The sequence below is a fragment of the Micromonospora echinofusca genome, assembly GCF_900091445.1.
Classification (GTDB): domain Bacteria; phylum Actinomycetota; class Actinomycetes; order Mycobacteriales; family Micromonosporaceae; genus Micromonospora; species Micromonospora echinofusca.
This window is the reverse complement of record NZ_LT607733.1, coordinates 5063902-5089907: the sequence shown is the minus strand read 5'-3', so window position 1 is coordinate 5089907 and position 26006 is coordinate 5063902. Positions and strand designations below refer to the sequence as shown.

At 72.3% G+C, this 26006-nt stretch carries 19 protein-coding genes; 16 read left to right on the top strand and 3 right to left on the bottom strand.

Translation table 11 applies throughout. From position 1 onward, the window contains the following. The first annotated feature begins 1 nt into the window (after window position 1). The 12 genes from GA0070610_RS21495 to GA0070610_RS21440 all read left to right on the top strand — a co-directional run bounded on the left by GA0070610_RS21495 (window position 2) and on the right by GA0070610_RS21440 (window position 16540). Window positions 2–1015: a hypothetical protein gene (locus GA0070610_RS21495; protein WP_089001716.1), complete on the top strand. Its 1014-nt coding sequence runs from the start codon at window positions 2–4 to the stop codon at window positions 1013–1015. Next, window positions 1002–3551 (top strand): heavy metal translocating P-type ATPase, encoded by a 2550-nt coding sequence (locus GA0070610_RS21490; RefSeq protein ID WP_089001715.1) that lies wholly within the window; start codon window positions 1002–1004, stop codon window positions 3549–3551. The genes GA0070610_RS21495 and GA0070610_RS21490 overlap by 14 nt, the downstream gene beginning before the upstream one ends. A gap of 53 nt (window positions 3552–3604) precedes the next feature. Then, window positions 3605–4450, top strand: coding sequence for an alpha/beta fold hydrolase (locus GA0070610_RS21485; protein ID WP_089001714.1), 846 nt, complete (start codon window positions 3605–3607; stop codon window positions 4448–4450). Between the two features lie 105 nt (window positions 4451–4555). Continuing rightward, window positions 4556–5431: a (3R)-3-[(carboxymethyl)amino]fatty acid oxygenase/decarboxylase gene (gene scoE, locus GA0070610_RS21480; protein WP_089001713.1), complete on the top strand. Its 876-nt coding sequence runs from the start codon at window positions 4556–4558 to the stop codon at window positions 5429–5431. 94 nt (window positions 5432–5525) lie between these two features. Further along, complete coding sequence (locus GA0070610_RS21475; protein ID WP_089001712.1) at window positions 5526–5762, top strand: phosphopantetheine-binding protein; 237 nt, start codon at window positions 5526–5528, stop codon at window positions 5760–5762. Beyond that, a complete protein-coding gene (locus GA0070610_RS21470; protein ID WP_089001711.1) occupies window positions 5755–9588 on the top strand; it encodes a non-ribosomal peptide synthetase in 3834 nt (1277 codons plus the stop codon). Before GA0070610_RS21475 ends, GA0070610_RS21470 begins: the two co-directional genes overlap by 8 nt. Next, the gene (locus GA0070610_RS21465; RefSeq protein WP_089001710.1) at window positions 9585–11066 is read left to right on the top strand and encodes an MFS transporter; all 1482 of its coding nucleotides are present in this window, start codon (window positions 9585–9587) and stop codon (window positions 11064–11066) included. The genes GA0070610_RS21470 and GA0070610_RS21465 overlap by 4 nt, the downstream gene beginning before the upstream one ends. Beyond that, window positions 11063–12091, top strand: a complete 1029-nt coding sequence (locus tag GA0070610_RS21460) for an ABC transporter substrate-binding protein (protein WP_089001709.1) — start codon at window positions 11063–11065, stop codon at window positions 12089–12091. The genes GA0070610_RS21465 and GA0070610_RS21460 overlap by 4 nt, the downstream gene beginning before the upstream one ends. A 14-nt stretch (window positions 12092–12105) precedes the next feature. Further along, window positions 12106–13197, top strand: a complete 1092-nt coding sequence (locus GA0070610_RS21455; RefSeq protein WP_089003646.1) for a FecCD family ABC transporter permease — start codon at window positions 12106–12108, stop codon at window positions 13195–13197. Further along, complete coding sequence (locus tag GA0070610_RS21450; protein WP_089001708.1) at window positions 13194–13973, top strand: ABC transporter ATP-binding protein; 780 nt, start codon at window positions 13194–13196, stop codon at window positions 13971–13973. Before GA0070610_RS21455 ends, GA0070610_RS21450 begins: the two co-directional genes overlap by 4 nt. Before the next feature lie 256 nt (window positions 13974–14229). Next, window positions 14230–14874, top strand: coding sequence for a sigma-70 family RNA polymerase sigma factor (locus GA0070610_RS21445; RefSeq protein ID WP_089001707.1), 645 nt, complete (start codon window positions 14230–14232; stop codon window positions 14872–14874). 466 nt (window positions 14875–15340) lie between these two features. Further along, a complete protein-coding gene (locus GA0070610_RS21440) occupies window positions 15341–16540 on the top strand; it encodes a histidine kinase (RefSeq protein ID WP_089001706.1) in 1200 nt (399 codons plus the stop codon). On the opposite strand, the gene GA0070610_RS21435 is transcribed toward GA0070610_RS21440, so the two are convergent. From GA0070610_RS21435 to GA0070610_RS21425, 3 genes are all read right to left on the bottom strand, one after another. After that, window positions 16436–17032 (bottom strand): response regulator transcription factor, encoded by a 597-nt coding sequence (locus GA0070610_RS21435; RefSeq protein WP_231926225.1) that lies wholly within the window; start codon window positions 17030–17032, stop codon window positions 16436–16438. The genes GA0070610_RS21440 and GA0070610_RS21435 overlap by 105 nt on opposite strands. A gap of 140 nt (window positions 17033–17172) precedes the next feature. After that, entirely contained in the window at window positions 17173–18642 is a 1470-nt protein-coding gene (locus tag GA0070610_RS21430; protein ID WP_089001704.1) for a SagB family peptide dehydrogenase, read from the bottom strand. 45 nt (window positions 18643–18687) lie between these two features. Beyond that, window positions 18688–20991, bottom strand: a complete 2304-nt coding sequence (locus tag GA0070610_RS21425; RefSeq protein WP_089001703.1) for a TOMM precursor leader peptide-binding protein — start codon at window positions 20989–20991, stop codon at window positions 18688–18690. 292 nt (window positions 20992–21283) lie between these two features. On the opposite strand from GA0070610_RS21425, the gene GA0070610_RS21420 reads away from it, so the two are divergent. From GA0070610_RS21420 to GA0070610_RS21405, 4 genes are read left to right on the top strand one after another with little or no spacing between them, the layout of a single operon-like run. Next, entirely contained in the window at window positions 21284–22309 is a 1026-nt protein-coding gene (locus GA0070610_RS21420) for an AfsR/SARP family transcriptional regulator (protein ID WP_089001702.1), read from the top strand. Window positions 22310–22364: 55 nt separating this feature from the next. Then, entirely contained in the window at window positions 22365–22937 is a 573-nt protein-coding gene (locus GA0070610_RS21415; protein WP_089001701.1) for an FcoT family thioesterase, read from the top strand. A gap of 36 nt (window positions 22938–22973) precedes the next feature. Next, entirely contained in the window at window positions 22974–24542 is a 1569-nt protein-coding gene (locus GA0070610_RS21410) for a long-chain-fatty-acid--CoA ligase (protein ID WP_089001700.1), read from the top strand. A gap of 5 nt (window positions 24543–24547) precedes the next feature. Continuing rightward, window positions 24548–25957 (top strand): carboxyl transferase domain-containing protein, encoded by a 1410-nt coding sequence (locus tag GA0070610_RS21405; RefSeq protein ID WP_089001699.1) that lies wholly within the window; start codon window positions 24548–24550, stop codon window positions 25955–25957. Window positions 25958–26006 lie beyond the last annotated feature (49 nt).

Genomic DNA, 26006 nt, shown 5'->3' with positions numbered 1-26006 from the left:
CATGAAGATAGTGACGAAACTCGGTGCGTTCGCACTGGCCCTGGTGCTGGTGCTGGGAAGCGCCTACACCGTCGGCCGTGTGGTGGGGCCACCGCCGACGGCGGCACCGGCGCCCGCACCCGCCGCCAAGCCGGCCGCCGCTGCCGAGGAGTCCTCGTACGGCCTGGCCATCACCCACGAGAGCATGAACCTGAAGGTGATCACGGACAACGTCCGGGCGGGCACGAAGCAGACCTTCGCCTTCCAGGTCCTGCAACACGACGGTACGCCGCTGATGAAGTACAAGCCGCAGCACGAGAAGCTGATGCACCTCATCGTGGCGCGGCGCGACCTGACGAACTTCCAGCACGTCCACCCGAACCTCGGCTCCGACGGCGTGTGGCGGGTGCCGCTGACCTTCGCGGCGGCGGGCGAGTACCGGATCTTCGCCGACTACATGCCGCTGTGGGGCATCCACGGCGAGACGCTCGGGGCGGACGTGTCCGTGTCGGGCGACTTCCGGCCGGAGGCGCTGCCCGCGCCCTCGACCACCGCGACGGTGGACGGCTACACCGTGACGCTCGGCGGGGAGCTGACGCCCGGCAAGAGCGGCAAGCTGACCCTCAGCGTCGCGAAGGGCGGCAAGCCGGTGACCGACCTGGAGCCGTACCTCGGCGCCTTCGGCCACCTGGTCGCGCTCCGCGACGGCGACATGGCGTACCTGCACGTGCATCCGGACGGCACGCCGGGCGACGGGCAGACCGCCCCCGGCCCGGACATCCTCTTCCACGCCACCGCGCCCAGCTTCGGCGACTACCGGCTGTTCCTGGACTTCCAGCACCAGGGCGTCGTGCGCACGGCGGCGTTCACCCTGCGCGTGAACGGCCCCAACCCGCCGCCGCACGGCCTGAGCGAGGAGGCATTCGCGGCGGCCAAGGCACGCAACGAGGAGGCCGTGCGCAACGGCGGAGCCGCTGTCCCCGCCGACACGTCCGGCGGCGCCACGGAGGGAGGCACCCCGCATGGCCACGGCTGAGAACCGACTGGAGCTGTTGATCGGCGGCATGACGTGCGCGGCCTGCGCGGCGCGCATCGAGAAGCGCCTCAACGCGATCGACGGGGTGGAGGCGACGGTCAACTACGCCACCGAGAAGGCGAAGGTCCTGGCCGCGCCGCAGGTCTCGCAGGCCGCGGTGATCGCCGCCGTCGAGGAGATCGGCTTCACGGCCCGGCTGGTGACACCGCGCGCGGCCAGGCCTGACAACCAACTGGAACTGTTGATCGGCGGCATGACGTGCGCGGCCTGCGCGGCGCGCATCGAGAAGCAGCTCAACGCGATCGACGGGGTGGAGGCGACGGTCAACTACGCCACCGAGAAGGCGAAGGTGCTCGTCGCGCCGCAGATCACGCAGGAGAGGGTGATCGCCGCCGTCGAGGAGATCGGCTTCACGGCCCGGCCGGTGCAGCCGCCCTCGGCCCCGGCGGCGGACGCCCCGGACCCGGCCGCCGCGGAGGCGGCCGAGCACGACCGTGAGCTGCGGGCGGCCCGGCACCGACTCTGGGTCGTCGCCGTGCTGGCCGTGCCGGTCATCGCGATGTCGATGTTCTCCCAGCTCCAGTTCGAGTACTGGCAGTGGGCCTGCCTGACGCTGGCCGCGCCGGTCGTGGTGTGGGGGGCGTGGCCCTTCCACCGGGCCGCCTTCGCCAACCTCCGGCACGCCGCCGCCTCGATGGACACGCTGGTCTCGGTGGGCACCATCGCCGCGTTCGTGTGGTCGCTGTACACGCTGTTCCTCGGCACCGCCGGCGAGCCCGGCATGCGTCACCCGTTCCGCATCACGCTGGAACGGACGCCCGGCGAGGGCAACATGTACCTGGAGGTCGCCGCGGGCGTGACGCTGTTCATCCTCTGCGGCCGCTACTTCGAGGCACGCGCGAAGCGCCGCTCCGGCGCCGCGCTGCGGGCGCTGCTGTCGCTGGGCGCCAAGGACGTGACGGTGCTGCGCGACGGCGTCGAGGTGCTGGTGCCGATCTCGGCGCTCGCGGTCGGCGACCGGTTCCTCGTACGGCCGGGGGAGAAGGTGGCGACCGACGGCGTCGTGGAGGAGGGCTCCTCCGCGGTCGACGCGAGCATGCTCACCGGCGAGTCCGTACCCGTCGAGGTGGGGCCCGGCGACGAGGTCGTCGGCGCCACGGTCAACGCCGGCGGGCGGCTCGTCGTCCGCGCCACGAAGGTGGGCGGCGAGACGCAGCTCGCGCAGATGGCCCGGCTCGTCGAGGAGGCGCAGACCGGCAAGGCCGACGTGCAGCGGCTCGCGGACCAGGTGTCGGCGGTGTTCGTACCGGGGGTGATCGCGCTGTCGCTCGCCACGCTGGGCTACTGGCTCGGCTCAGGCCAACCCGCGGCGGCCGCGTTCACCGCGGCGGTGGCCGTCCTGATCATCGCCTGCCCGTGCGCGCTGGGGCTGGCGACGCCGACCGCGCTGCTGGTCGGCACCGGCCGGGGCGCGCAGCTCGGCATCCTCATCAAGGGCCCGCAGGTGCTGGAGTCGACGAGGACCGTCGACACCGTCGTGCTCGACAAGACCGGCACGGTCACCACCGGCGAGATGTCCGTCGTGGACGTCGTGCCCGTCGACGGGGTGACCGACGCCCAGCTGCTGCGGCTCGCGGGCGCGTTGGAGAACGCGTCGGAGCACCCCATCGCCCGTGCCGTGGTGGCGGGGGCGCGGGACCGCTGCGGCGAACTGCCCGCGGTCGCGGACTTCACCAGCGAGACCGGGGTGGGCGTGCGCGGCACGGTGGACGGGCACGAGGTGATCGTCGGCCGGGCCTCGCTGCTCGGCTCGTGGGCCGCCGACCTGCCCCCGGAGGTCGCCGCCGCCAAGGCGACGGCCGACGCGGCGGGCCGTACCTCGGTGATGGTGGGTTGGGACGGCGCCGTGCGCGGCATCCTCGTCGTGTCCGACCGGGTCAAGCCCACCAGCAGGGCGGCGGTGGCGCAGTTCAAGCGACTGGGGCTGCACCCGATCCTGCTGACCGGTGACAACGCCGCGGTCGCGGCGGCGATCGCGGCGGAGGTGGGGATCGACGATGTCGTCGCCGACGTCCTCCCCGCCGGCAAGGTCGACCTGGTCAAGCGGCTCCAGGTCGACGGCAAGGTCGTCGCGATGGTCGGCGACGGCGTCAACGACGCCGCGGCGCTCGCGCAGGCCGACCTGGGCATCGCGATGGGCACCGGCAGCGACGTGGCGATCGAGTCGGGCGACCTGACGGTCGTCCGCGGTGACCTGCGCGTGGTCGCGGACGCCATCCGGCTGTCGCGCCGCACCCTCGGCACGATCAAGGGCAACCTGTTCTGGGCCTTCGCCTACAACGTCGCGGCCATCCCGTTCGCGGCGAGCGGGCTGCTCAATCCCATGCTGGCGGGCCTGATCATGGCCGGCAGCTCGGTGTTCGTGGTGACGAACAGCCTGCGCCTGCGGCGGTTCAAGGCACACGCGGGCGCCGACCTGCCGGAGCGGGCCGACACGACCGAGGCGTCACGCGCGCCGATGGTCAGCGCCTCCTGACGCGTCCACGTACCGCGACGGCCACGTCCGGACGGAGAGAACGGAGCCGCACAATGGCCGAGCCGAGCCGGCTCGCGGAGGACCCGCAGCTCCTTCTGCTGCACGCGGCCGGTCTCGGCCGGGCGAGCTGGGACGCCGTCGTCGAACGCATTCCCGGGTTCGCCCGGACCCTCGCGATCGACCTGCCGGGTCACGGCGGCGTGCCGGGGCTCGCGTCGGGCCGTGACGTCGTGCCGCGCCTCGCCGAGTACGTGGCGGAGCGCATCGCGGCGCTGGGACTGCGCCGGCCGCACGTGGTCGGGCACTCGCTCGGCGGGGTGATCGCGCTCGAACTGGCGCGGCGGGTGCCCGTCGCGGCGGTGACCGCCCTGTGCAGCATCGGGTTCCGGGCGGCCTGCCGCGCCTGCGTGTGCGTGGTGCGGACCCACGCGGTCCTCCGGATCACCGCCGCGGTGGGGCCCCGGACGCGTGGGCGGCTGCTCGCCAGGAACTGCGTCCGCAGGATCGTCATGGGCAACGTGTCGGCCCGGCCCGTCGCCCTGCGGGCGGAGGCGGTCGCCGCCGACGTGACGTCGATGATCGCCAGCGACGTGTCGACGCTGTGCCGGTACGCCGGCCGCTACGCGTTCCGGGCCGCCGAGGTCGACGACACGACTCCGGTGAACCTCGTCTGGGCCGACCAGGACCGCGTCGTGCCGCTGCGTGACGCGGTCCGGGCCCGGCGGATGCTGCCGAGGGCACAGCACTTCGTCATCCCCGGCAGCGGTCACTTCGTCGTCCGCGACGACCCGGAAGGCGCGGCGGCCGTCATCTACGCCTGCCATGCCCAGCTGTGGGAACGGCAGGCCGACCTTCGCGAAGGAGTCCGCGGAAATGTGAACCCACGACGTGGTAATTGACCTGGAATTTCGGCCCCGGGCACCTGTCGGGGCGGGAACTGTTGTCCGATCGGACGCGACTACTGAGGTGTCGGATTCGCGGCGCCACCGCTCAGAGGAGTGCGAATGAAAATCACCCCGCAGGCTGGAAAGAAGTTCGGCGTCATCGTGGAGGGTTTCGACGCGGAGACCGCCCCGGAGCAGGACATCGTCGAACTCAAGAAGGCCATCTACACCAACAAGATCGTGGTGCTGAAGAACCAGGACCTGTCGCCGCGGCAGTTCCTGGCGCTCGGTGAGCGGCTCGGTCGGGTCGCCGAGTACTACGAGCCGGTCTACCACCACCCCGAGGTCAAGGAGGTGTTCGTCTCCTCCAACGTCAAGGAGGAGGACGGCCGCCAGGTGGGGGTGCCGAAGACCGGCAAGTTCTGGCACTCGGACTACCAGTTCATGCAGCGTCCCTTCGACATCACCCTGATCTACCCGCAGGTCGTGCCGTCGAAGAACCGTGGCACGTTCTTCATCAACCTCGCGACGGCGTACGAGAAGCTGACCGAGGAGCTGAAGCTGGCGGTGAAGGACACCACGGCGACGCACAGCGTGCTGCGGTACTTCAAGATCCGGCCCACCGACGTCTACCGGCCGATCTCCGAGCTCATCGAGGAGGTCAACGCGAAGACCCCGCCGGTGACCTGCCAGACCACCTTCACCCACCCGCACACCGGGGAGACGGTGCTCTACATCAGCGAGGGCTTCACCTCGTCGGTGCGGGACGCGGAGGGCAACGAGCAGCCGGAGCTGCTGACGGAGCTGCTGACCGCGACGGGCCAGCTCGACCGCACCTACGAGCACGAGAACATCCACCTCCAGACGTTCGAGAAGGGCGACATGCTCCTCTGGGACAACCGCACCCTGGTGCACCGCGCGCTGCACACCGCGACGCCGGAGCCGGCGGTGTCGTACCGGGTCACCGTCTACGACGACGTCGACGCGGCGGCCTAGTCCTTCATGGACGTTCGTTTTCCCGGGTGGAATCCGGCGGCGTCGATCGTCGGATTCCACCCGTGTCCACCTCACACACACGGGAAGGCATGACGTGGCGGATCAGTTGACGGCAACGACGATCAGGGCGGACGTCGCGGAGATGCTCTACCGCCTCCCAGACGAGACCACCGACGAGGAGAACCTGTTCGACTCCGGGCTCGACTCGATGCGGCTGATGATGCTGATGGAGCGGTGGCGCGACGCCGGCGCCGAGGTCAGCTTCGTCGAGCTGGCCGAGCAGCCGACGCTGGGGCACTGGGTGAAGCTGGTGGCGGGCCGCGATGGCTGACGGGGCGCTGCGGCTGGGCGCCGCGCAGGAAGGGATCTGGACGGGCCAGCAGTTCGACCCGGACAGCTCCGCCTACAACACGGCCGAGTACGTCGAGATCCGTGGCCCGGTCGACCTGCGGCTGCTGGAGGAGGCGGTACGCGGGACCGTCGGCGAGACCGAGGCGCTGACCATGGTGTTCGAGGAGGACGCCGACGGTCGCCCGTGGCAACGCCCCCGCAACGACGCGCCGTGGCCGGTGCACCAGGTCGACACCAGCGGCGAGGCCGACCCGCTCGCCGCCGCGCTGGCCTGGATGCGCGCGGACCTCGCGGTCGCCGTCGACCTCCGCAAGGACCTGCTGTTCTGTCACACGATCTTCCGGCTCGGCCCCGAGCACGTGCTGTGGTACCAGCGCGCCCACCACATCGCCCTGGACGGGTACGGGCTGTCCCTCGTCGCCCGCAGGGTGGCGCAGCGCTACACCGCGCTCGTCGAGGGACACGAACCGCCGCCCCGGACGTTCGGTTCCCTGGCCGCCGTCGTCGACGAGGACCTGGCCTACGCGGACTCGGACGCGTACGCCGCCGCGCGTGAGCACTGGACGTCCCGTGCGCGGGGCAGGCCGGCGCCGGTCGTCCTCGCCCGCCGCTCCGGCAAGCTGGCCCGCAGCGTGCACCGCGTCGGCGAGGACCTCGACGCCGCCGGCATCGGCGCGTTGAAGGCGGTCGCGAAGGCCACCGGGACCACCTGGAGCGAGACGGTCATCGCGGCCTTCGCGGCGTACCTGCACCGGATGACGGGCGCCGACGAGCTCACCCTCGCGCTGCCCGTCATGTCCCGCCTCGGCTCGGTGTCGCTGCGGGTGCCGTGCATGGTGACCAACGTCGTGCCGCTCTGGGTCCGGGTCGAGCCCACCGCCACGCTGGCGGACCTCGCCGCACAGGTCGGCGACGAGGTGCGATCGGCGCGCCCGCACCTGCGCTACCGCTACGAGCAGCTGCGCCGCGATCTGCGGCTGGTCGCCAGCGAGCGCAAGCTCTTCGGGCCCTCGGTCAACATCATGCCGTTCGACTACGGCCTGCGCTTCGCCGGGCACCGCGGACTCGTGCGCAACGTCAGCGCCGGGCTCGTCGAGGACCTCGTCGTGCACGTCTACGACCACGCCGACGGCAGCGGCCTGCGGATCGTCCTCGACGCCAACCCCAACTGCTACGACGAAGACGAGCTCGCCGGCCACCTCAACCGCTTCCTGGTCTTCCTGCGCCGCGCCACGCACGCCCCCGACACGCCGATCGGGGACGTCGACCTGCTCCTCGACGGCGAGCGCCGGCTGCTGCTGGAGGAGTGGAACGACACGGCGAAGCCCCTGCCGGCGGTCACCGTACCCGCGCTGTTCGCCGCGCAGGCGGCCGCGACGCCGGACCGGACGGCGCTGGTGGCCGGCGACGCCACGCTGACCTTCGCCGAGCTGGACCGCCGCGCCGACCGCCTCGCCACCCTGCTCGTCGCCCGGGGGGCCGGCCCCGACCGCTACGTCGCGCTGCTGCTGCCGCGCACCTCGGAGTCGATCGTGGCGCTGCTGGCCGTGCTCAAGGCTGGCGCGGCCTACGTACCCGTCGACCCGGACCTGCCCGCCCGACGCGTCGCGGCGATGCTCGCCGACAGCGCGCCCGTCGCGGTGGTCAGCACCGGGGCGCTCTGGGCCGGGCACCGCGACACCGACGTACCGGTCCTGCTGCTGGACGCCCCGGCGACCGCCGCGGAGCTGGCCGGGACGGCCGACGGGCCCGTCGCGGACACCGGTGTCGCGCCGCGGCACGCGGCCTGCCTCATCTACACGTCCGGCTCCACCGGCGTGCCCAAGGGCGTCGTGGTCGAGCACGGCGGCCTGGTCAACCTCTTCCTCCACCACCGCGACACGATGATCCGCCCGGAGTCCGCCGGCCGGGTGCGGCGGGCCGCGCTCTCCGCGTCGCTGTCGTTCGACACCTCGTGGGAGGGGCTGCTGTGGCTGCTCGACGGCCACGAGCTGCACTTCGTCGACGACGACCGGCGCCGCGACCCGGCCGCGATGCTCGACTACGTCGACCGGCACGAGATCGACTTCATGGACATCACCCCCACGTACGCCGAGGAGCTGGTAGCCAACGGGTTCCTCGACGCCGGCCGGCACCGGCCCGCCGTGCTCGCGCTCGGCGGCGAGGCCACCGGCCCCGCGCTCTGGACGGCGCTGCGCGACGCCGGCATGAGCGTCTACAACCTGTACGGCCCCACCGAGTGCACGGTCGACACCCTCTGGTGCCGGCTCGCCGAGAGCGCCGAGCCGATCGTGGGCAGGCCGCTCACCAACACCAGGGCGTACGTGCTGGACCCGGCGCGCGGGCTGGTGCCGCCCGGCACGGTCGGCGAGCTGTACTTCGCCGGCGCCCCGGTCGCCCGTGGCTACCACGAGCGTCCGGAGCAGACCGCGCAGCGGTTCGTCGAGGACCCGTTCGGGGCCCCGGACGGCCGCATGTACCGCACCGGCGACCTCGCCCGCTGGCGGCCCGACGGCACGCTGGAGTTCCTCGGCCGCGCGGACGACCAGGTCAAGATCCGGGGCTTCCGCATCGAGCCGGGGGAGATCGAGGCGGTCCTGCTCGCCCACCCCGACGTCGCCCAGGCGGCGGTGGTGCCCCGCGAGGACGCGCCGGGCCAGCTGCGGCTCGTCGGCTACGTCGTGCCGGCCGGCGACGCCGCGCCGGAGCCCGCCGCGCTGCGGCAGTTCGTGGCGCAGCGGCTGCCCGACTACATGGTGCCGCCCGCGTTCGTCGCGCTGGCGGCGATCCCGCGGACCACGAACGGCAAGCTCGACCGCGCGGCGCTGCCCGCGCCCGACCTGACCGCGACGGTCGGCGGCCGCGCGCCGCGCGACCACCGCGAGACGGTGCTGTGCGGCCTCTTCGCCGACCTGCTCGGCCTGCCGGAGGTGGGCATCGACGACGACTTCTTCTCGCTCGGCGGGCACTCCCTGCTCGTCGCCCGGCTCATGGGCCGGGTGCGCGCGGAGTTCGGCGTGGAGATCAGCATTCGGACGGTGTTCGAGGCGCCGACCGTCGCGAGGCTCGCGCCGGCGCTCGCCACGGACACCGGCGAGGGCTCGACGGAGGTGCTGCTCCCGTTGCGTACGCGGGGGAGCGGGCCGCCGCTGTTCTGCGTCGCGCCGGCCACCGGGCTGGCGTGGTCGTACGCCGCGCTGCTGGCGAGCCTGCCCGACCGCCCGGTGTACGGGCTCCAGTCGGTCGCCGTCGGTGGGTGCGCGAGCGTCGCCGAGTTGGCCGCCGACCACGTACGGCGCATCCGGGAGGTCCAGCCCGACGGGCCGTACCACCTGCTCGGGGCGTCGTTCGGCGGGCTGGTGGCCCACGAGATGGCCACGCAGCTCACGGAGTCGGGCGAGTCGGTGGCCCTGCTGGCGCTGCTCGACTCGTACCCGGTGCCGGCCGCCTGGCGGGAGCTGCCGCCGCCCGGCGAGCGCGACGCGGCCGCCGCCATGCTCGGCCAGGCCGCGCTGGGCGGCCTCGACGAGCCGGGGCGTCGCCTCGCGTACGACGCCTTCGCCCGCAACTCGCGGCTCATCGCCGACTGGACGCCCCGCCGCCTCACCGGCGACGTGCTGGTCGTCGAGGCGACCGACGGCAAGACACCGGACTGGCCCGGACCGGCGAGCTGGGAGCCACACGTCGACGGGCGGATCGACGTGCACCGGCTCGACTGCACCCACGACGGGATGCTCGCCGCCGGTCCCCTGGCGCGGGTCGGCGCCGTGCTCCCACCTGTCGACGACCTTCGGAGGTCAGCATGAGCGAACGGCGCGAGTGGCTCGGACTCGGCGCGGTCCTCGCCGCGACGTTCATGACCCAGGTGGACGGGTTCGTGGTCAACGTGGCCAGCCCGTCCATCCAGCGCGACCTCGACGCGGGCTTCGACCAGATCCAGTTCGTCGGCGCGGCGTACGTGATCGCGTTCGGGGCCCTGATGGTCACCGGCGCGCGGCTCGGCGACCGGCTGGGGCACCGCACCGTGTTCCTCTGGGGCGTCGCCGGCTTCACCGTCACCTCGCTGCTGTGCGGGATCGCGCCGGACGCCGACCTGCTCATCGTGGCCCGCTTCCTGCAGGGCGCCACGGCGGCGTTCATGGCACCCCAGGTGCTCGCGATCATCCGGGCCACGATGCAGGACCCGGATCGGCTGGCGAGGGCCATCAGCGTCTACGGCGTCGTCATCGGCCTGGGCGTGATCAGCGGCATCGCGGGCGGCGGGCTCATCGTCGAGGCCGACATCCTCGGCCTCGGCTGGCGGCCGGCGCTGCTGGTCAACGTGCCCGTCGGGATCGCGATCCTGGCGCTGGGCGGGATCCTGCCGCGTACCGTTCCGAAGGCCCCGCACCGCCTGGACCTCGCGGGCGCGGCGCTCACCATCGTGGCGGCCCCCGCCCTGCTCGTGCCCCTGGTCTTCGGGCCGGGCGGCCCGGCATGGCTCTGGCTCGGGGTGCCCATCGCGCTCGTCGTGGCCGTCGTGCTCGTCAACCAGCAGCGGCGCCTGCACCGCGAGGGCGGCGAGCCGCTGTTCCCGCCGCGGGTCGTCACCGCCCCCGGGATGCGGCTGTCCCTGCTGACGGTGCTGGCGCTGTTCGCCACGAACTCGGGGCTCTTCCTCGTGTTCACCTACTACCTCCAGACCGGCCTGCGGTTCACGCCGCTCACGGCGGCGCTGATGTTCGTGCCGCTCGGGATCGGCTTCTCGCTGGGCTCCGCGGCGAGCCGCCGGGTGGGACGCCTGTTCCCGGCGCCGACCCCGGCCGTGGGCTGCGGCCTGCTCGCCGCCGTCCTGCTGGCCAGCGCGGCCGTCGTCCAGGCGCCCGAGTCCGCGCAGGCACCCATGCTCGTCGCGGTGGTCACGCTGGCCGGCTTCGGGCAGGGGCTGGTCGTCTCGCCGCTGGTGGCCGGGATCCTCGGCCGGGTCCGGCCCGCCGAGGCGGGCGCGGCATCCGGCATGGCGACCACCGTGACCCAGTTCGGCCTCGCCCTCGGGGTCGCGGTCGCCGGCGTCTGGTACCGCACCGTGCTCGGCGCGACGCCCGGCGACCCCGGCGTGCCCTTCGCCGACCACGCGACGGCCTTCGCGGCCACCGCGCTCCTGCTCGCGGCCTCCGCGACCTGCGCCGGCCTGGTCAGTGTCCGTCTGCACCACCTGCCCAAGCCCACTGCCGCGGCAGCGGAACCGGAAGGGGCGGCGGCGCCGACGCCCGTCGCCACGTCAACTGCTCGGAGGACCGGATGAAACTCAAGCGATTCCCCCTCGCGGCGGCGGTCGCCGCCCTGCTGTTCTCGACGGCCTGCACGGCGGCCAGGAGCGAGGCCGAACTGTCGAACGAGCCGCCGAAGGCGGGCTACCCGGTGACGATCACCAACTGCGGCAAGTCGTACACCTACAAGCAGGCGCCGAGCCGGGTGGTCGTGATGAACGGCGGGTCGGTGGCGGAGGTCTCCGCGCTGCTGGAACTCGGCGTCGCCGACCGGATCGTGGCGAACGCGCAGTCCTACGGCGCCTCCGAGGTGGACGGCCGGGTCGACGCGATCAAGCAACTGCCGTCGGGGAACATCAAGCTCAACGACATGTCGGACATCCCGCGCGAGGCCATGATCGGGCTTACGCCCGACTTCGTGATCTCCACGTACGACGGGGGCTTCCGCGCCGAGGCGGGCTTCGCCACCCGCGACGACCTCGCGGCCGTCGGGGCCAACACGTACGCGCCGAAGAGTTCGTGCGGCGAGGTCGGCACGGTCACGGGCAAGCCGACCATCGAGGACAGCTACGGGATGCTGCGCGACCTCGGGGCGATCTTCGGGGTGTCGGAGCGCGCCGAGAAGGTCATCGCCGACTCCCAGGCGCGGATCGCGGCCGTCGGGGCGAAGACCGCGAACCTGCCGAAGCAGAACGTCATGATGATCATCCCGGGCATGGCGATGGGTGGCGAGTTCAGCTCCGTCGGGGGCAACGGGCTCTGGAACGACGTCATGGCCAAGGCCGGGGCGGTGAACGCCTTCGAGGGCGCCACGGACCAGACGTTCGCCAACCTCTCCCGCGAACAGGTCGCCAAGGCCGACGTGGACACCCTGCTCGTGGTCAACTACATGTCCAAGGACCCGGACGCGGACGCGCAGAAGCTGCTCGCCCAGTTCCCGCAGTGGGACGCCGCGAAGAACAAGCGCTACGTGGTGCTCTCCGACTCGGTATTCCTCGGCCCGAGCAACCACCTCGCGGTGGAGAAGATCGCCCAGGCCGCCCACCCCGAGGCGTTCTGAGCGCCATGACCACGATGTCACGTTCCGTGAAGGGTCGGGCGACGGCCGCGCCGAAGGGCAATGTCGCCCGCCCGGCCCCACTGCACGGCGCGCCCCTTCCGCTGTGTCTGCTCGTGCTCGGCGTACTGCTTGTCGTGCTGGTCCTCGTCGCGGCGGCCGTCGGGTCGGTGCAGGTCTCCGTCGGCGACACCGGCCGGATCGTCTGGGCGCACCTGACCGGTTCGACCGCCGACGTGGACCCGGCCCACGACCAGATCGTCTGGACCTTCCGGATTCCCCGGGTGCTGCTGGCGGCGCTCTGCGGCGCCGGGCTCGCGGTGGCGGGCGTCGTGTTGCAGGCCCTCGTGGCCAACCCGCTCGCCGACCCCTTCATCCTCGGGGTGTCGGCGGGCGGTTCGGTCGGCGCCGTCACCGTGATGGCGCTGGGCGCGGGCGCGGCCGGCGGCCTCGGGGTGTCGGGCGCGGCGTTCGTCGGCGCGATGCTGGCGGTGGCGCTGGTCTTCACCCTCGGGCAGCAGCAGGGCCGGCTCAACCCGGTCCGACTCGTGCTCGCGGGGGTCGCGATCAGCTACGTGTTCACCTCGATCACGAGCCTGCTCCAGTTGCAGACGACGCCCAACAACATGCGCCAGATCATGTTCTGGCTGCTGGGCAGCGTCGCGGGCGCCCGCTGGGAGCAACTCCAGGTCGCGGGCGTGGTCGTCCTCGCGGTGACCCTGCTGCTGACCCTGTACGCCCGGCAGTTCAACGCGCTCGTCACCGGCGACGAGTCGGCGACCGCCCTGGGGATCGACGTCAAGCGGCTGCGGATCGTGGCGATCGTCCTGACGTCGCTGCTCGCGGGCGTGCTCATCGCCGTGGCCGGGGGCATCGGCTTCGTCGGGTTGATGGTGCCGCACCTGGTGCGGCTCGCGTTCGGCGTGGACCACCGCCGGGTCCTGCCCCTCGCCGCGCTCGTCGGCGCGGTCTACCTCGTGGTCGTCGACCTGCTGTGCCGGACGGTCGATCCGCCGAACGAGCTGCCCCTCAACATCCTGACCGCCCTCTTCGGCGCACCGTTCTTCATCTGGCTGATGCGCCGGGATAGGAGCCTGTCCCACTCATGAAGCTTCAGGTGCAGCAGGTATGTGTCTCCATCGGCGCCACGCCGATCCTCCGCGACGTCAGCATGGAGGTCGCGCCCGGCGAGGTCGTCGGCCTGATCGGTCCCAACGGCAGCGGCAAGTCCACGCTCCTGCGGACCATCTACCGGTCGGTCCGGCCCGCCGGTGGGCAGGTGCTGCTCGGCGAGGAGGACGTCTGGTCGCTGTCGGCGCGGGCGGCCGCGCGGCGCACCGCCGCCGTGTTGCAGAACAGCCCCACCCCGCCGGGGCTGACCGTGCGGGAGGTCGCCGCGCTGGGCCGTACGCCGCACAAGGGGGTGTTCGCCCGCGAGACGACCGATGACCACGACATCGTCGCCGACGCGCTGGAGCGCACCGGCATGCTGGGGCACGCGGACCGGATCTACGGCTCGCTGTCCGGCGGCGAGCGGCAGCGCGTGCTGCTCGCCCGGGCGCTCGCGCAGCAGCCGCAACTGCTGGTGCTCGACGAGCCGACCAACCACCTGGACATCCGGGCCCGTTTCGAGCTGTTGGAACTGGTGCACACGCTGGCGGTCACCACGCTGGCGGTGCTGCACGACCTGGATCTCGCGGTGCGCAGCTGCGACCGCCTCGTCGTGCTGGACCGCGGGCAGGTGGTCGCTTCCGGGCCGGTGCTGGAGGCGCTCACGCCCCAGGTGCTCTCCGGGGTCTTCGGGGTCACCGCCGAGACGGAACGTCACGACGACGGGGTCGTCCGCGTCACGTACGGTGCCCGGCCCCTGGCCCGGGCCGGCTGAGTCGAGGGGTCGGCGTAAGCGTCCGCGCCGTGCTGTGCGGCGGCGCGGAGGTGGGGCCGTCGTCGGGCGCGCGTCCGACGGCGGCCCCGTCGCCGTGTCTGCCCGCGCCCGTGCGCAGCCGTCCCCCGCGCGATCCCCGCTGTGCGAAGCACCCTGGTCAGACGGTTCCAACGAATTCTGGTTCCCGGCGATGAGGTCGGCTGGACTACCACTGGAAGCCGTTCTTCCCCGCATTCGGGACCGATAACGTGAATACATGTCGGAGCCACTGGGAGAAAGCGCGGTAACGGCTCTGGTCCTGGCCGTCGGGCGGGGCGACCGTTCCGCGGGGGACCCGCTCGTCCGCAGCACGCAGCGTGACATCTGGCGCTTCCTGGTCTACCTGGTGGGGCACGCCGACGCCGAGGACCTGACGCAGGAGACGTTCGTACGCGCGCTGAGCAGCGCGCACCAGTTCACCGGGCGCCACCACGCGCGGGCCTGGCTGCTGGCCATCGCGCGGCACGTGGCCGCCGACCATTTCCGCGCCGCCGCGTGCCGGCCCCGGACCGTGTCCGTTCCGGACTGGCAGGCCAGCGCGGAGCGGTCGAGGGCCCACCACCTGCCGGGCCCGGACGACACGGTCGCGCTCAACCTCGCGGTGCGTACGCTGCCCGCGGCCCGCCGCGCCGCGTTCGTACTGACGCAGGTGGTCGGCCTCGGATACGCGGAGGCGGCCAAGCTGTGCGGCTGCCCCGTGGGCACGATCCGCTCCCGCGTCGCGCGGGCCCGCCGCGACCTCGCATCGGTGCTGGCACCGGCCTCGCGACCGCGTCCGGCGCTGCCCCGGCGGCCCACACTGGTCACCGCCTCAAATGTCCCGACTAGAGGATATGACGTGACGGCGGCAAATGTTCCCTAGCATCGATTAGGACCCTTTCGCGCTGCGGTGGGCAGGGTGAGTGCTTGACGATCGTCATTTTTTTGTGGAAAGGTCGACCCTCAAGGGGGAAGGTGTCCGTAGGGGCACATTGCAATTCGCGGTCGGGAATCCGTTCAAAAACGTTTGCGTTGCGTAACAACTCTGTGGGCTTTGGGCGCCGGGCGGGCGTCCACTCGCCCGCACGGGCTCGCGCGGGCTGACGAGGACCATTCCCGCCGTCGGGTCGATCACTGGGGAGAGTGTGCCGTGGTTGTTGGACCGACGCCCGCCAGCGGGCATCGCGGTCGGCGGGGGGCCGGCCGAACGAGATGCGGGGCGAGTTGGCCTCGGGACGTACGCCGGCTGCGCTAGAGCACACGAGAGCGCTGCTGCCGTGAACCTCACCGTCACACCAGGGCGCTCATCATCGCAAGGGGCCGCGCCGCTACCGGCGCCGCGTCTCGCGATGGGCGTCGTCACCGCCGTCTTCGCCAGCATCAGTCTCATCGGCTTCCTCCACGTCATGTTCCTGCCGGTCGGCCCGGTCGCCATCGCACTGTCGTTCACGTGCATCGCCGCCCTGATGGCCATGCAGCTGCTGTGGTACGGCCGGGACCACGGGCGCCTCCGGTCGCCGTTGGGCTTCGGCCTCCTGGCCGCCCAGGCGGCGCTGGTCTACCTGCCGATCCTGATCTTCGGCCAGGCGTGGGTCGGCATGCCGGGCTTCCTGGCCGGCAGCGTGCTGCTCGTGCTGCGGGCCATCCCGGCCTGGACGGCCTTCTCCTTCATCGTGCTGTCGATGGCCCTCGCCCAGTGGCTGTTCACCCGCGCGCCGATCGACATGCTCTACACCGCGATCTCCACCGTCACGACGGGGCTCGTGGTGTACGGGTTGTCCCGGCTGACCGCGCTCGTCGTCGAGGTGCAGGAGAGCCGCGCGGAGATCGCGCGCATGGCGGTACTGCGCGAGCGGCTGCGCTTCGCCCGCGACCTGCACGACCTGCTCGGCTACAGCCTCTCCGCGATCTCGCTCAAGATCGAGCTGGTGCACCGGCTGATGGAGAAGTCCCCGCAGGAGGCGAGCGACCACCTGCTGGAGATCCTGGAGATATCGCGGGTCGCCCTCTCCGACGCACGGACCGTCGCCAGCGGCTACCGGGAACTGTCGCTGGAGGAGGAGTGCCGCTCGGCCGTGTCGGTGCTCAGCGCCGCGGACATCCAGGTGCAACTGGACAGCGACCACCTCGACCTGCCGGTCCAGGTGAGCACGGTGCTCGCCACGGTGCTGCGGGAGGGGGTCACCAACATCCTGCGGCACAGCAAGGCCAGGCGCTGCGACATCACCATCCGCCAGACGCAGGACGACGCCTGGATCGAGATCGTCAACGACGACCTGGCCGTCGGGCCGCGCCGGGATCCGAGCAGCGGCCGCAACGGCCTGCGCAACCTGTCCGTACGCGCCCAGGAGATCGGCGGATCGCTGACGGTCGAGCAGCAGCCGGACCGGTTCCGGCTGCACGCCGAGGTGCCGCTGCGCCAGGAGCGTCAGCAGCCGTCCCGGTCACAGCCAGCCGGCCTCCCGGGCGAGGCGGATGGCGTCGACGCGGTTGCGCGCGGCGAGCTTGTTGACGATCGTCGTGAGGTAGTTGCGGACGGTCCCGACTGACAGGAACATCTGGGCCGCGATGTCGACGGCCTGGAGCCCCTCCGCGGTGAGGCGCAGGACCTCCGTCTCGCGCGCCGTGAGCGGGCACTCGGCGCTGTCCCAGGCCGACATCGCGAGCTGACTGTCGACGACCCGGCGGCCGGCGGCGACGCTGCGGATCGCCTCGACCAACTGCTCGGTCGGGGCGTCCTTCAGCAGGAAGCCGGTCGCCTTGGCCGACAGCGCCCGGCGCAGGGTGCCGGGCCGGCCGAGCGCGGTCAGGACCAGGGTGCGGATCTCCGGCAGGTGGGCCTGGATGTCGCCGATCGCGGAGAGCCCGTCCTTGCCCGGCAGGTCGATGTCGATCACCGCGACGTCGGGCCGGAACCGCTGCGCCATGGGCAGGATCTCCGTGCCCGAGGCGACCGCGGCGACGACCTCGATGTCCGGCTCGAGGTTGAGCAACGCCACCAGCGCATCGCGGACCATGTGCATGTCCTCGGCCAACAACACCTTGATCAACTTGGCATCCCCTGTCGGGCCGGCGCAATTAACCCCGTTCTATCACGCGTCCGCTCGTATCATGAATGCTCTTTTTCCACGCCTTCGCGTGAACTGCCGCAAAGCCGTTTACCATAGGCCGATCGGCTCATTCACATTCCGTGCACGCCCAGATACTCCTCGTTACAGGAAATGTCGTTTTCGGGTAGTCCGATGGCGAATTCGCCGACCCCGACCTCCGCCGGCCAGTCGAGCCCGAACGCCGACGCGGAAACCCTGGCGTCGCCCATGGTGAGGGCGCTCGTGGCGAGGCCGAGCATCGTCGCCACGAGGCAGAGCGTCTGCTGGAGCATGCCGACGTGCTTCAGGGTGGTGGCGTAGGAAATGCTGTCGTACACCCAGGAGAGTCGTCCCACGCGCGCCGTCATGGTGATCAGCACCGGTGGAGGCCGCCGGCCGCCGATCGACACGCGCGCATTGTCGAGCAGCTCGTCGACGTCGGCCGGGGTGGCGTTGACGAGCGTCAGCGCGTGCTCCGCCGGGCTGTAGTGGTAGATGCCGCGCCGCAGGTCCGGCGAGCGGTCCACCGTCAGGTACAGCTCCAGCTCGTACAGCGAACCCGCGCTGGGGTACGGACGCCGCGTCACCGTGTACCGCACGTTGTCGGGTGCGGTGGCCGTGGCCTGCATCCGGACCCGCGCCGCGTGGAACAGCAGCTCCCCGAGCTCCCGGGCGGACGGAGCCGCGTCCGCGAACGTCCGCACGGAGCGGCGGCCGTCGATGGCATCGGTGAGGGTCATGCCGTGCGGGACCGCCGCGGGCGGGCGGTACATCGGGATCCGCGGCCCGTCGGGCGCCGGCTTCGCGGCGGCCGGCGGAGGCAGGGTCGCGACGTGCCGGAACGTCGCGCCGGCGGGCTCGTCGTGGGTGCCGAGTCTGCTGCGCGAATGGAACAACAGGTCGTACGGCGACCAGAGCAGCAGCGCGGGATCGGTGTCCTCGCGGAACACCGACGTGCCGTCCTCGCCGAGGACGACCATGCCCGCGCCGGCGAGGTGGGCGACGACGTCGGCCACGACCGGCAGCGCCAGGTCGACCCTCCGCGCGACATCGACGCTGGTGGTCGCGCGGGGAAGCGCGCCCAGCACCAGCGCCGCCTGCGGCCGGTGCAGCACCACCCGGTGGTGCGACAGCGGGGACTCGATCACCAGCTCGCCGTCCCGCTGGTGCGCGAACGCGAACCGGGACAGCCGCAACGGCCGGTCCCCGGCCACCTCCGGCAGCTCCAGCACCCCCAGCGGGGACACCGGCTGCACGGACAGCAGCGGCACCGGCGAGTCCCGCGAGCCGAGGGAGCGGACTATCCGGCCCGGCAGCCGGTCGAAGACCGACCTGAGGGCACGCGCGTCCAACCCGGCGACGTTGCCGAGCGCGACCGGCCCGTACGTCATCCGGTGCAGGACCTCCTCGACCGAGGGCGCGGGACGGCCCACCGGGACGTCGCCCCAGCGGCTGAGGACCGTCAGACCGCCGTCCTCAGCCGTCTCGATGGTCACGTCGTCCCGGAAGGACCACAGCGACAGGCTCGGTCCGGGGCGGGAGGTGTCGGCGTCGGATGGCAACCTGGCTCCTCGACGGGCGTGGCGGTGACGCCGCGTGCGCCCGCTCTACACGAAAAGTGGTATCGGGTTGAGGTTCTCGTACTCCGTGGGACGGTCGAGCCTGCCGAGCTGCACCGGGACGTCGAAGAGCCGGCCCGGCGCGAACCTCGCCCAGAAGCCGCGCATCCCCGGCACGATGGCCTTCACCACGGGGAGCCCGACGTCCGGACGGGTCTGGTCGAGCACGAGCACGTCGAGCCCCAGCGCCTCCAGCCTGTGCTGCACCGAGCGGACGTCCGACAGCAGGTCGTCCGTCGGGGCGTGGCGGTAGTCGGTGAGCCGGCGCGCCGGCACCGCCGGATCGGGGCGCAGGTAGGCGTCCCCGGCCCAGGTGGCGGTGCGCCACCACCGTACGGCGTCGGGATCGGACCAGCCGTACCCGCCGTCGTCGTCGCCGACCTCCGCCACGGTCGGCATCAACTGGTTCATCTCGGTGAGCGCGCGGGCCAACGCCGCACGCGGATCCGGGTGCGCCCCGAATCCGAACATGATGTCCTCGCACCGCTTGTCGGTGCGCCGGGACAGCGCGGCCATGGTGGGTACGCCCACGTCCGACGACACGTCGAGGACCCAGACCTCGCGGTGCAGGCCCGCGTAGACCTCGCGCAGCTCGTCGATCCAGCGGTCGCCGAAACTGTCCAGGTCGACCGCGGGGGCCCGGGTGCGGTTGTACCACCACAGGGCCACCGCGTCGCGTTCCACCAGCTCCAGCAGGCCCTGGAGCAGGGCGTCCTCCAGGCTGCTGCCGGCGGCGTTGCCGTTGGAGTCCGCGCACAGCGATGCGCCGCCGTGCTCCTCCGGCACGTTGAAGTAGAGCATCGAGGTGGGCAGCAGCCGGTGCCGCTGCCCGGTGAGCGACCACACCGGCGTCCAGCTCGTCACGGCGGCGTCGTCGAACGGCGCGCAGACGTACTGGAACGGCGAGCAGGTGGCGTTCCAGCGGGCCCGGTCGGCGTACTGGCGCTCGTCGAACAGCAGGCACTCGTCGGGGTGGATGGCGGTGCCGGCCAGCTCGGCGTAGCTGCCCGTGACGCGGGCCTCGTCGCCGTGGAAGTAGGCGCTGTGCCGCTCGACGGCCTCGCAGAGCGCGCTCACCTCGGCGTGCAGGGGGGTGACGCCCTTGCCGCCGTTCTCGGCACGCAGCGCGAAGCGCATCTGCTCGGCGTTCCTGCGCGTCGTCATCGCCAGGTTCGGCCCGGAGCGGAACGAGTTGAGGAAGGCCGGGCCCCGCCCGTCGCGGCTGATCTCCTTGACCACGCCGCTGACCGGGCTGACCAGGTGCCCGTAGTCGTGCAGCACCCGTTCCGGGGGCAGGGCGCGGTGGCTGCCGCCGGAGCGCGACGCCTTCGGCCGGCTGCGCAGCGGCACCGGGCGGAAGGCCCGGTCGCGCTCGATGCCGGGATCGCCGCACTCCGGGCACTGCGGCCGCGCGCGCACCTCGTGGTGGGTGCCGTGCATCGTGAGGCTGTCCAGCGTCCACACCGCGCGCTGCCCGTCGTGGCGGAGACCGGCCGTCCACTTGGTGGCCTCCAGCGCCACCAGGTGCAGGGCGGCGGCGCCGAGCGGGGGCAGCGACACCGGGGGAGCGGTGACCTCCGTGCCGGGCCCGGCGACGGCGCGCAGGCGCGTCTCGGCCTGACGGTGCCCGCGCAGCCGGTGCGCCAGGCAGTGCCAGCACGCGGTCGCGGCGGCGGGGTCGAACACCGGCCCCACCCACACCTGTGCGCCGCCGGGCTTCGCGAGGAGCCAGGGCCGGCGCGCGGCGCGATGCGCGGCGTCGACGGCCGCCAGCCCCTCGTCGAGATAGTCCGCACAGAGCACAATCGATAAGTCGGCGGGGGAGCCCGAATAGTTCCCGGAAACCTGGGTCACCGTCAATCCTGCCGCCCGCAGCGCGGTTTCTGCCGCCCCGGCGCCAACCGGGTCGCCGCCGACGTGGACGAGCTCCACCCGGGCGGCGGCCGTGGCCCGCACGGCCGCGGTGGCGTCCAGGCCCGCCGCCTCCCAGTACGCGAGCGCGGGCTCCCCGGCGGCCGCCTGCGCCGCGGGTCGCAACGTGACCAGGCCGGCGTCGACGAGCCGCCGGACGACCGTGCCGATCTCGGCCGACGAGATCCCGGGTGGACTGTCCCGGACGAGTTCGGCGAGACCACGGGTGCCGTCGAGCAGCGGCGCCAGGGCCTCCACGTGTGCGCCGCTGACCGAGGTGGCACCGCGCTCGGAGAGCACGTAGACGGCGTCCCCGCGTACGACGTGGGTCCTCAGGTGTCGTCTGAACCCGACCCGAAGCTGCGCGTCCCCATCCGACATGGCTGCCCCCTGCTCGACCAGCACCGCTCCAGCGGCGCTCCAGCGTGCCTCCAGTCAGCCTCCCGGCGGCGCGGGCTGCGGGCAAGTGCCGCCGTCACAGGGTGGCCCCTCGTTTGGTCACGTCGGTCCATGACGCGGTCACTATCGGCTCGACCCTCGCTGGGAATAGCGTGGAAGCCTGTCCTGACTCCCCCTGGTCGGAATCGTCGCTCCCGTCGCGGATCCAGTACGCCGACGCCACTCGTCGGCGGTGGAAAGTGCGGTGGATCCGATTGATAGCGAGGTCGGCGAAATGGTTACCAAGTTTGCGGAACTGGGCTCGATGTCGCACGAGGAGAAACTGACACTCCTCGCCGCGTTGCTGGAGTCGGCGGCCGGCCCCGCACCGGGGGCCGGGCGCAGCCCCGACCCGCCACCGGCCGCACCGCCGGCGCGTCGGTCGACGGAGAACCCGCTCGCCGGCGTGCGGTTCGAGCTGCTCGGTCCGCTCGTCATCCGGTACGACGGGGTGGACATCGCGCCCAGCGCGCCGAAGCTGCGGCTGGTCCTGTCCGCGTTGCTGTTCAACGCGAACCAGCCGGTCGGCGCGTCGGTGCTCGTCCGGGAGCTGTGGAGCTCGGGGGCGCCGCGCACCGCGCACGCCACCCTCCAGACGTACATGTTCAAGGTGCGCAAGCTCTTCCGGGGGGTGCTCGGCGGGTCCGTCGAGGACGTCGCACGGGAGGTCCTGCTCACCTGCTCCGGGGGCTACACGCTGCGGGTGGACCCGAACCAGCTCGACATCTTCGAGTTCGACGACCTGGTCACGGCGGGCACCGCGGCGATGCGCGCGGGAGACTACGAGCAGGCGGGAGCGCACCTGCGCCGGTCGCTGGCGCTGTGGCGCGGCAACGTCGTGCACCAGGGCCAGTGGGGCCCGCAGCTGCGCGCCCAGGCGGCGCGGCTGGAGGAGCGCCGGTTCTACGCGTACATGACCAGGATCGACGCCGACCTGTGCCTGGGCCGGCACCGGGAGACGACCTCCGAGCTCGCGTCGCTGGTCGTCGAGCACCCGCTGCACGAGTCGGCGCACGCGATGCTGATGCTCGCGCTGCACCGCTCCGGCCGTACGCCGGCGGCGCTGGAGGTCTACCGGCGGTTCCGGCGACGGATGCTGGGCGAACTCGGCATCGAGCCCTCGGAACGGATCCAGGCGATGCACCTGGCACTGCTGTCGACCGAACCACTGCTCACCGACCTGTCGCTCACCTCCGACATGCTGCTGGACCGATTGGTCGCCCGGGCCCGCGCGGCCAGTTCTTCCACTGTTACCGGGTGATGGACATGCGCCGATTACGTTCAATTTCGCACTCGTGCGCAAAGGAGGAATAGCGATGACAACATCGCCGGTCAAGAACAGCGCGCCGATCGGGCGGGCGACATTTGCCAACGACCCGGTACTGCTGGCGGACGTCCTGCGTCCGTACGCCGGTGCGAAGACCCAGTACCTGAAGTCCGCGACCTTCACCGCGGCCAACGGGCTGGCGAGCGCGCAGGGCGAGTTCGCCATCCCGTACCCGTGCTACATCGACGACACCGGTCACCTCAACTCCGTCGAGGTGAACATCTGCTTCAACCAGCTCTACTACTACCTGGTCGCCAAGAGCGTCCAGGAGCAGGCCGTCCCCGCGCTGTCGGCGTGGACGATGGACGACTACTGGGCCAAGCAGCTCCCGGACATGCTCATCACGCACTTCTCCAGCAAGTTCCGGCGGCCGATCGACTCGTCGTCGTTCCACGGCGAGGTGGTCTTCGCGGAGTTCAGCGAGCGCAACCGCAGCAAGCCGGTCCAGATCCTCGACATGCCCTGGCGCTTCTGGGACGACAACGGCGGCCTCGCCGAGGGCGAGGTGCGGATGGCCCTGGTCAACCCGCCCGGCATGCGTCGCCAGGCCGACGCGGCGTGAGCTGCCCCCACCCGTACGCCCACTGAGGAGGACCCGGTGACTGTTCAGTTGCGCACGCTCGTCGACGTGGTACGCAGGCACGCCGTTCAGCAGCCGGACGTCGTCGCCACGATCTGTGAGGGCCGGCGCGTCGACTACGCCACCCTGCACCGCGTCAGCAACCAGGTGGCGCGCGGCCTCCAGGCGGCGGGGCTCGGCCCCGGCGACCGCATCGCCTACCTGGGCAGGGAGACCGAGCACTTCTACGACCTGCTCTTCGGCGCGGCGAAGACCGGCGTGGTGCTCGTGCCGATCAACTGGCGGTTGGCCGCCGCCGAGGTCGAGCACATCCTGCGCGACTCCGGTGCCGCGCTGCTGTTCGTCGACTCCGGCTCGGCCGCCGTCGCCGACAAGCTGGCGCCGGAACTGCCGATGCTCAAGCAGGTGGTCGCGCTGGACTCCGACGGCGTGGCCCGGGCCGGCTTCGCGGCCTGGGTGTCGGCCCAGCCCGACGCGAACGTCCTGACCAGGGTGACGCCGGACACGCCGCTGGTGCAGATGTACACCAGCGGAACGACGGGCCTGCCGAAGGGCGTCGTCCTCGCGCACCGCAGCTTCTTCGCGGTACGCGACGCGCTCGCCTCGGCCGACCTGGACTGGCTCGACTGGCGCGAGGGCGAGGTCAACCTCGTCGGCATGGCCGGTTTCCACATCGGCGGCCTGTGGTGGGCGACCCAGGGCTTCGTCTCGGGCGTCACGAACGTGGTGCTGCGCGAGTTCACCACGGCGGGCGTGGTCGAGCTGATCAGGACGCTCCGCGTCCGCACCGCCATCCTGGTGCCCGCGATGCTGCGGCTGCTGCTGGTGGAGCCCGGCGTCACCAAGGAACACTTCGCCTCGCTCCGCAAGGTGGTCTACGGCGGCGCGCCCATCTCGGCCGCGCTCCTCGCCCGCTGCATCGAGGGCTTCGGCTGTGAGTTCGCCCAGATCTACGGGCTCACCGAGACCGGCAACACCGCCATCTGCCTGCCCCCGGCCGACCACACGCCCGACAGCGGCAAGATGCAGGCGGCGGGGCGCGCCTACCCGGGCTTCGAGGTCAAGGTCGCCGACGACAAGGGCAACCCGCTGCCACCCGGCGAGGTGGGCGAGGTCTGGCTGCGTACGCCGGCGGCGATGGTGGAGTACTGGAACATGCCGGAGGCCACGGCGAAGACGCTGGTCGACGGCTGGATCGTGACCGGTGACGCGGGCGTGCTCGACGAGGACGGCTACCTGTTCATCCGCGACCGGATCAAGGACATGATCATCGTGGCGGGGGAGAACGTCTACCCGGCGGAGGTCGAGAACGTGATCGGCCGGCACCCGCTGGTCGCCGAGTCGGCGGTCGTGGGGGTGCCGGACGAGCGCTGGGGCGAGGCCGTCTACGCGTTCGTGGTGCCGGTGGAGGGCCAGCAGCTCACCGAGCGCGACCTGGCGTTGCACCTGCGTGGGCAGTTGGCCGGCTTCAAGCAGCCGCTGCACTACGAGTTCATCGACCGGGTGCCGCGCAACCCCAGCGGGAAGATCCTGCGCCGCGAGCTGCGGGAGCGGTTCTGGCAGGGTCACGAGCGCAGGGTGAGCTGATCGCGATGACCGCGGTGATCAGCGAGCGGGACACCCGCGACCCGCTGCACCGGCTGCCCCGGCTGCTGGACGACGAATCCCTGACCCTGCTGCACGATCCGGACGACGTCGCCGCCACGGTGGCCCGTGGCCGGATCGCCGGTGAGAAGGTGATCGCCTTCTGCACCGACGCGACGGTCAAGGGTGGCGCGCTGGGGCTGCCGGAGTGCCTGCGCATCCGGGACGCCATCGAGCTGGCGCTGGCCGAGGGTGTGCCGGTGATCGGCCTGTGGCACTCCGGCGGCGCGAAGCTGGCGGGCGGTGTCGAGTCGATGCACGGCATCGGCGCGATCTTCGCGTCGATGGTCCGGGCGTCCGGGCGGATCCCGCAGCTCTCGGTCGTGCTGGGCCCGGCCGCGGGCGGCGCCGCGTACGGACCGGCGCTCACCGACATCGTCGTCCAGGCGCCCGCCGGCCGGATCTTCATCACCGGGCCGGACGTGGTGCGCAGCGTCACCGGCGAACAGATCGACATGGCCGGGCTCGGCGGGCCGGACGCGCACGTGCGCAAGTCGGGCGTGACGCACGTGCCCGCCGACTCGGAGGAGGACGCCTACCACCAGACGCGGCGGCTCGTGGCGCTGCTCGCCCGGCCGGGGGCGTTCGACCCCGCCCGGGCCGGCGCGCCGCGAGACCTGCGCGCGCTGCTGCCGGACTCCCCGGTGCGCGCCTACCCCGTGCGGCCGCTGCTCACCGCGCTCCTCGACGACGGCGACCTGCTGGAGCTGCAACCGAAGTGGGCGCCGAACATGGTCGTCGGCCTCGGCCGGCTGGGCGGCGGCACGATCGGCGTCGTCGCGAACAACCCGCTGCGCAAGGGGGGCTGCCTCGACTCGGTCGCGGCCGAGAAGGCGTCCCGCTTCGTGCGCATGTGCGACGGGTTCGGCGTACCGCTGCTCGTCGTGGTCGACGTCCCCGGCTACCTGCCCGGCGTCGCCCAGGAGTGGGGCGGGGTGGTGCGGCGCGGCGCCAAGCTGCTGTACGCCTTCGCCGAGGCCACCGTCCCGCGCGTCACGCTGATCACCCGCAAGTCGTACGGCGGCGCCTACATCGCCATGAACTCGCGCGCGCTGGGTGCGACGTCGGTGCTGGCCTGGCCGGACGCCGAGGTCGCGGTGATGGGCGCCGAGGCGGCCGTCGGCATCATCCACCGCAGGACGATCGCCGCCGCCGGAGAGACCGGGCGCGGCGAACTCGTCGCGCGACTCGTCGAGGAGCACCGGCAGGTCGCTGGCGGCCTCGGCCGCGCGCTGGACCTCGGCGTGGTCGACGAGGTCGTCCGCCCCGAGGACACCCGGGCCCGCCTGGTCTCCGTCTTCGCCGACGCCGCCGGCCCCGTCCGCCGGCGCGGCACGCACGGGAACATCCCGCTCTAGCACCCCGATCCCCCCCACCGGTCCGCCCCTGGAGTGACGTCGATGCCCG